This is a genomic window from Caballeronia sp., from assembly GCF_028292365.1.
Lineage (GTDB): Bacteria > Pseudomonadota > Gammaproteobacteria > Burkholderiales > Burkholderiaceae > Caballeronia.
Window position 1 is genome coordinate 1 of sequence record NZ_JAQGMM010000322.1, and the last position, 6,798, is coordinate 6,798.

5 protein-coding genes are annotated in these 6,798 nt (G+C 57.6%); 3 read left to right on the forward strand and 2 right to left on the reverse strand.

Annotated features, from left to right (window positions below; genetic code table 11):
• The first annotated feature begins 969 nt into the window (after positions 1-969).
• Genes hpnJ through JWR14_RS19835 form a run of 3 tightly spaced genes read left to right on the forward strand, consistent with a single transcriptional unit; the run spans position 970 to position 4,717 of the window.
• Positions 970-2,391, forward strand: coding sequence for a hopanoid biosynthesis associated radical SAM protein HpnJ (gene hpnJ, locus JWR14_RS19825; protein WP_299710098.1), 1,422 nt, complete (start codon positions 970-972; stop codon positions 2,389-2,391).
• Between the two features lie 43 nt (positions 2,392-2,434).
• Positions 2,435-3,670 (forward strand): bacteriohopanetetrol glucosamine biosynthesis glycosyltransferase HpnI, encoded by a 1,236-nt coding sequence (gene hpnI / locus JWR14_RS19830; protein WP_299710100.1) that lies wholly within the window; start codon positions 2,435-2,437, stop codon positions 3,668-3,670.
• A gap of 36 nt (positions 3,671-3,706) precedes the next feature.
• On the forward strand, positions 3,707-4,717 hold the full coding sequence (locus JWR14_RS19835) for a lysylphosphatidylglycerol synthase domain-containing protein (protein ID WP_299710102.1): 1,011 nt from the start codon (positions 3,707-3,709) through the stop codon (positions 4,715-4,717).
• 10 nt (positions 4,718-4,727) lie between these two features.
• On the opposite strand, the gene hpnK is transcribed toward JWR14_RS19835, so the two are convergent.
• Both hpnK and hpnI (JWR14_RS19845) read right to left on the reverse strand, forming a co-directional pair.
• Complete coding sequence (gene hpnK / locus JWR14_RS19840) at positions 4,728-5,600, reverse strand: hopanoid biosynthesis-associated protein HpnK (RefSeq protein WP_299710104.1); 873 nt, start codon at positions 5,598-5,600, stop codon at positions 4,728-4,730.
• 80 nt (positions 5,601-5,680) lie between these two features.
• On the reverse strand, positions 5,681-6,798 hold a 1,118-nt coding region (hpnI, locus tag JWR14_RS19845; protein WP_299710105.1), incomplete at its 5' end, for a bacteriohopanetetrol glucosamine biosynthesis glycosyltransferase HpnI.

Consider the following 6,798-nt stretch of genomic DNA (forward strand, 5'->3'; position numbering starts at 1 on the left):
AGCATCTGTCTGCGGCATTCGAACGCTTCATCGGCAAAATCCAGGAAACCGACGAGTCGAGAATCGACGTTTAGAATAGCCGTTCACATTCAACATGGTTGTGGACTCCTTCAGCCCCAAAGGGAGAATTGCTGACCGAAGGTTTGTAGATTGCGAGCGACCTGTGTCGGATGGATCTGAACGCCGCTTCGCGGACCCGAAAGCAACGTACGTTTAACTGATTTGAACGGTCGATTTTCGCGTGGCTACAACCGTCACCACGAAGATGCCGGAATAACGTCGCTTCGCAAAAATGCCCAACGCCTTGATTACTCATCAGGGAAAATGTCAGGAACCTGCAGCATAGCCGCGAATATCAGTGTGCCGGCGATGTCCCGAGCAGCACGAGCACTTAAAGCCGAGCAGTCTCTCACAACGGTAGCCAAGCCGCGGAGCGTCAAGACCGGATCTGTGGCGCACACTCTTCCTGCATACCCATGCAGCGACTGCGATCGTCACTAAGTGCTTCGCGACTTTTGGAATTCACTAGCCGCGCTTAAACCTGCTCGCGGCGGAAGCCCGTTAAGCGCTCGTTGACCTTGCTCGAATGAACGTGATAATTAGGCCCTAATAAATGTCCGTACGCCGATGAGGCCGATGAGCGGCTGAACTAAGAGTCAGTGAGCATCTTCTCAGGAACTCAATACGAGCCGCCGCTCCCGGGCAGTAGCACGGTCGACCTGATCCGCGGAGCATCGTTTTCACGCCAACATGACAGCGGCTCGACGCTTGGCTTTCGGTTTGGATGCGGACCGTAATATGCCTCTAAGTTATCGGCGAGATAGTTCAAGTATGCTGACCTCCGGCATGCAACCACGCTTGCAAACAGTTGTGTCGTGCGAAACCAGGTCACCCAAAATCCAAGGTCATCGCGCAACCGGGTGTGGGCGATACGAGCCAGCCTTGCGGCGGCAAACTCCCGGAGTATTTATGAAAACGCTTTTCCTTCAAGCACCTTCATTCGACGGCTTTGACGGCGGAGCAGGTTCGCGTTATCAGACAAAGCGCGAAATCCGATCATTCTGGTATCCCACTTGGCTCGCCCAGCCTGCCGCCTTGATCGAAGATAGCCGCGTGCTGGACGCTCCTGCGGATGGCCTATCCGTGGAGGCGTCGCTCGACATCGCGGAACAATACGAGCTCGTCATCATTCATACGAGCACACCCTCGTTCCCGACCGACGCCCTGTTCGCCGAACATCTGAAACAACGTATGCCTACGATTCTTGTCGGGATGGTCGGCGCAAAGGTCGCCGTCGACCCGCACGGTTCGCTCGGGGCCAGCAAGGCGATCGACTTCGTGTGCCGAGAAGAGTTCGACTTCACCTGCCGGGACATTGCGCAAGGCTTGCCGTTCGAATCCATTCTTGGCCTCAGCTACCGCCTGCCCGATGGCGGAATCATGCACAACGACGCACGGCCCATCCTCGAAAACATGGACGAGCTGCCTTTCGTCGCGCCGGTCTACAAGCGCGATCTAAAGATCGAAAACTATTTCAGCGGCTACCTCAAGCATCCGTATGTATCGATCTACACCGGACGTGGTTGCCGATCGAAGTGCACGTTCTGCCTCTGGCCGCAGACCGTTGGCGGCCATCGCTACCGCACGCGTTCGGTCGACAATGTGATCGCGGAAGTAAAGTGGATCAGAGACAACATGCCCGAGGTGAAGGAGATCATGTTCGACGACGATACCTTCACCGACTTCAAGCCGAGAGCCGAGGAGATTGCTCGCGGCATGGGAAAGCTGGGTGTGACATGGTCCTGCAACGCCAAAGCGAACGTGCCATACGCAACGCTTAAGGTCATGAAGGAGAATGGTTTGCGGCTGCTGTTGGTCGGCTATGAATCCGGCGACGACCAGATTCTCCTGAACATCAAAAAAGGCCTTCGAACCGATATCGCGCGCCGATTCAGCGAGGATTGCCGCAAGCTCAACATCAAGATCCACGGCACGTTCATTCTGGGACTGCCGGGCGAAACGCACGAAACGATCGAAAAGACCATCGAATATGCGAAGGAGATTAATCCGCACACCATTCAAGTCTCGCTCGCCGCACCCTATCCGGGGACAACGCTATACAAGCAAGCGATAGAAAACGGGTGGATGAAGGAAAACAAGGTGATCAACCTCGTCAGTTCAACGGGCGTTCAGCTTGCAGCGATTAGCTATCCTCACCTGTCGAGCGAAGAGATCTATCACAGCGTCGAAGAATTTTATAAGCGCTTCTACTTCAGGCCCGCGAAGATCTGGGAAATCGTGCGGGAAATGCTGATGAGTTGGGAAATGATGCATCGGCGCTTGCGCGAAGGTGTCGAGTTTTTCAGCTTCCTGAGAGCGCATAAGGCATGAGCAAGCGCGTGGATCAAAGCAGCGCAAGGCCATTTCTGACGCGATGAAATATCAAATCTGGATCGCCTGCGTGGTCACGCTTCTCTCGTCCACAGCATTGCTCGCGTTTCTCTTGCCGGGTGACTTCGCGCATTGGGTGCAAAGTCCCGCGATCTGGATCTCCGCCTCATGCGTGGCGTTCGGTATTGGCTACACGGTGGTAGCAACGTTGCTTGTGCGGCGCTTCTTCGCGCGTCCTGTCGTTGAAACGGCGGTGTTCCCGGCGGTAACCATAGTGAAGCCGTTGCATGGCGCCGAACTCGCGTTGATGCAGAATCTGATCTCGTTCTGTCAGCAGGATTACCCCGGTCCCATTCAGTTTCTATTCGGCGTGCACGACTCACGAGATGTCGCTCTCGACGTGGTTCGCCGCGTGCGCACGCTCTTTCCCAATGCCGATATCACTGTGGTTTCGGACGCGCGCTTGTATGGGCCGAACCGGAAGATGAGCAATATCCTCAACATGCTCCCCGAGGCGCGTCACGATATTCTCGTTTTCGCCGACAGTGACGTGGCAGTTGAGCCCGACTACCTGCGGCGCGTGATCGGTGAATTGCATCAGCCCGGTGTTGGCCTCGTGACATGTCTGTATCGAGGACAACCGGACTCGGGGTTCTGGGGCAGCCTTTCCGCCGATGCCAGCAACTATCAGTTTTTGCCCAGCGTAGTCCTCGGTCTTGCGTTAGGCATGGCGCGCCCTTGCTTCGGCCAGACGCTAGCCATGCGCCGCACGACATTGGAGAAAATCGGTGGATTTTCTCAGTTCGTGCATCATTTAGCGGAGGATCACGCCATTGGCGAGGCGGTACGTCTGGCGGGCGAAAAAGTCGTTGTGCCCGCATTCGCTGTGACACATGCGTGCGTGGAAAAAAGTGCAGCGGAATTCGTTGCACACGAGTTGCGATGGAGCCGGACGATTCGCACCGTCGACCCTGCTGGCCATCTCGGCTCCGTACTGACGCATCCGCTGGCGTTTGCATTGCTGAGCGTAGTGGTATCGGGCGGTGCGACCTGGGCGTGGACCACGGTGGGCGCGGCGATCGTCGCGCGGTTCGCACTGAAAGTGCAGATGAATAAAGCGCTAAAGCAACCGTTCGCAGGCGTCGCGCTGGTCCCGATCTGGGATCTCGTGTTGTTCGCGGTCTACTTGCTGAGCTTCTTCTCCTCGCGCGTGGTGTGGCGCGGCTTTAACTTCACGGTGGGACGGGACGGCTTGCTTATTCCTGTCGTCGAGAAATGAACGGGTGGCAAAAATCATGATGTCGATGGAGCCAATGTGAAGCGCTATCTAGGGGGCGCTGCAGCGCTGGCCGGATTGATAACAGCCGGCTGGCTGGTCGTCCATGAAAACCCTGGCGCTGTGATTGCGCTCATGCGCACGGCGGGGTGGGGTTTGAGCATCGCCGCGATCGCGCATGCGCTGCCCATGATCGCGAATTCGCGCGACTGGCAAACGCTTGTTCGCGGCGCCAACCGGCCGTCGCTTGGCAAGATGTTGCATCTTGTATGGATCCGCGAGTCCGTCAACAGCATGCTGCCGGTAGCGCGTATTGGCGGCGAGGTGGTGTCGTTCCGATTGATGACACGCAGTGGCTTGCGGCCCTCGACGGCGGCGGCGAGCATTATTGTCGATATGCAGTTGACGGTCATCAGCCAACTCGTGTTTACGTTGGCCGGCATTGGTTATCTGGTCGCACAGTCGAGCTCAAACTTGCTGCGCCTTGCAGCCGAACTTGGGCTTGGTGCGGCCGTCCTCGCACCCTTTCTTATTCTGTTCGCGTTGGTCCAGCACGCTAGTCCTTTCGAGCGCATGGCGCGGCTGATAAACAGTATATGTGGTGGTCAGCTTGCGGCACTCGTGGGACAGTCGGGTCGCATCGATCAATCGATCAAACTCATCTGGCGCCGTCGCGGTGTCATTCTCCGATATGTTTTCTTCTGGCAACCTGCTCAGTGCCTGCTGACCGCCCTTGAGTTATGGCTGGCCTTGTATTTTCTCGGTGTCACGGTGGCATTCCAGAAAGCGATCGTGCTGGAACTGCTGATCCAGGCGGTGAGCAGCGCCGCGTTTTTCGTGCCGGGCGCGCTTGGCGTTCAGGAGGGAGGGTTTGTGCTTATCGGAGGTGCGTTAGGACTTGACCCGGCGACGAGTCTCGCCCTCGCCGGCTCGCGCCGCATCCGCGATCTGATCGTTTTTTTACCTGGTCTGATCGCATGGCAAATCGCAGAATCAACAGGAACATCCCGAGGCATTGTGCGTTCCGGCGACGCAAGCGTCAGCTCTTAGTCAAGCCTTACTAGTCAGTTCCTATCCTATTCTCCATGCGCCGCGCGCAGCGAAACGCATCAGAAAAAATATCGGCGAATCCGCCACGCACCGCGCCCGTGGCATGCATCGCCGCAGCTACGCGCGGTGAGACCAGCGCAGCGAGTTCATCAGCGGGACGATAACCGGTCATGGATTGCGTAACAGGCTCCGCGCCCTCGCCGGCGATCGCCGGATGCGAATAAATCTCGGTCACGCCATTGGGCAAACGTTCCAGCGCTCTTATCCACGCTGCTTCGTCCATCTGGCCGCTTTGCGTCATTCCGATGACGTGGTCGTTATGCACGATGCCGTGATGATCGAGCCTCGCTTTCACCAGCGTGATCCATGGCCTGAGACCGCTTGGTGCGTCCGGTTCGAGCGGCAGTCGCATGGCGCGCATGCCGAACTCGCGCCCCACTTTCAGTACGAGCGAAAGTACCGTCGGATGAAGATGAAAGTGCTTGTGCGTGTTCACGTGATCAAGCGGCAGACTCGTTGCGGCGAATGCTTCGAATTGGGCTCGAATCTCTTGCTCAAGCTGAGAACGCACACGTGGCAGAAAGAAGAACCGGATGCTGTCGCGCACCATAGCGTCGCCGAAACGGCCCGCGTGATTCACCAGATCCGGTATCCGGGACGCATTCAGGGTTGCGAAGCCATCCGCCAGCACAAGATGCAAACCTACCCGCAAACTGGGCAATCGCCGCGCCCGCTCGATGGCATCCGCTGCTGCGCGAGCGCCGACCATCAGGCTCGCCGACGTCAGCAGGCCTTCACAATGGGCGCGTTCGACCGCTTCGTTCACGCGCGGATGCAAGCCGAAGTCATCCGCGGTGATGATCAATCCACGTATGCGACTCATGTTAGTGAGGCAAGTTGCCATCGCCAGCGATGGGCACAATCCGGTCGCAGCGGTTTCATGCATAGCCTTGAGTCAATATGCTAAGTTCTATCGAAAGCTTCCGGACCGTCCGGCTGGGTTTTGCCAGCACGATCATCGTCGATGCGAATCCGGCTGCCGCGCCAGACCACATGCGAGCCGAACGCCGCGACAGTCCACTCCGCCCACAGGAGCAAATCCCGCAGGGGAATGAGCGGCAAATCGCGCAGGAACACACGCCAGTTGCGTGCGCGACGCCAGTGCAGCAAGATGCGCGCGCTCACGCCGAACGACGTACTTAGGTCGAGCAGCATATCTGCGACTGATGCTGCGCTGGTTCCGGTGCTCTCGTCGTAACCGAGTCCAAGGATAAAGCTCACCAGAAGCCATGGTGACGCGAACGAAATCAGGATAAACGTGAAGCCGAGCGGATGAACCAACCGAATAGTGCGCAACCAGCGCTTCTCGCGTTGCCACAGCGAGAGAAAATCGCGTTCGGTTACATCGGTGGAAACAACGACTTCCGACAGATAGGTACGCAGCCCCAGTTTCCTGACTCCGTGCGCGATGGAGTAGTCGTCGGCGATGCAGTTTTTCACTGCCATCAATCCGCCGATGGTATCGAGCGTCTCGCGCCGCATCGCGAGCGTCGCTCCGAAACCGAAGCGCTGCGATCCCGTTGCGTGCGCGAGATACACGGAAGGCACGAACCACTCATCAATGAAGAGCGCGCCCAGGCGGCTCCAGAAATTTCCCACCCTCCGAGCGCGATAAAGGCACGTCACAATGCCGACGTCCTTTTGTTCAAGCGGTGCAATGACGTTCACGAGATAGTCCGGCTTGACTGCAATGTCACTGTCGGCCACGACGATCACCTCATTGCGCGCACTTTGCTCCATGTTGATCAGGTTGCTGACCTTGTGATTCGCTCCGTGGAGCGACGCGTCCACTACCAGAGTAATGTCTACATGGGGATAAGCGGCGTGCAAGCGCGCGACTACTGCGACAGCTGGATCGTGACTGGACGAGACGCCGAAGACCAGTTGAAAGCAGGGATGCGTTTGTTCGCAGAACGTTGCGAGGTTCTCGTAAAGACGAGGCTCGAACCCGCATAAAGGTTTCAGTACGCTGACGGGTCGCGGCGTGACGGCGCTTGCGCCATTGACGTATCGGGGCGGAC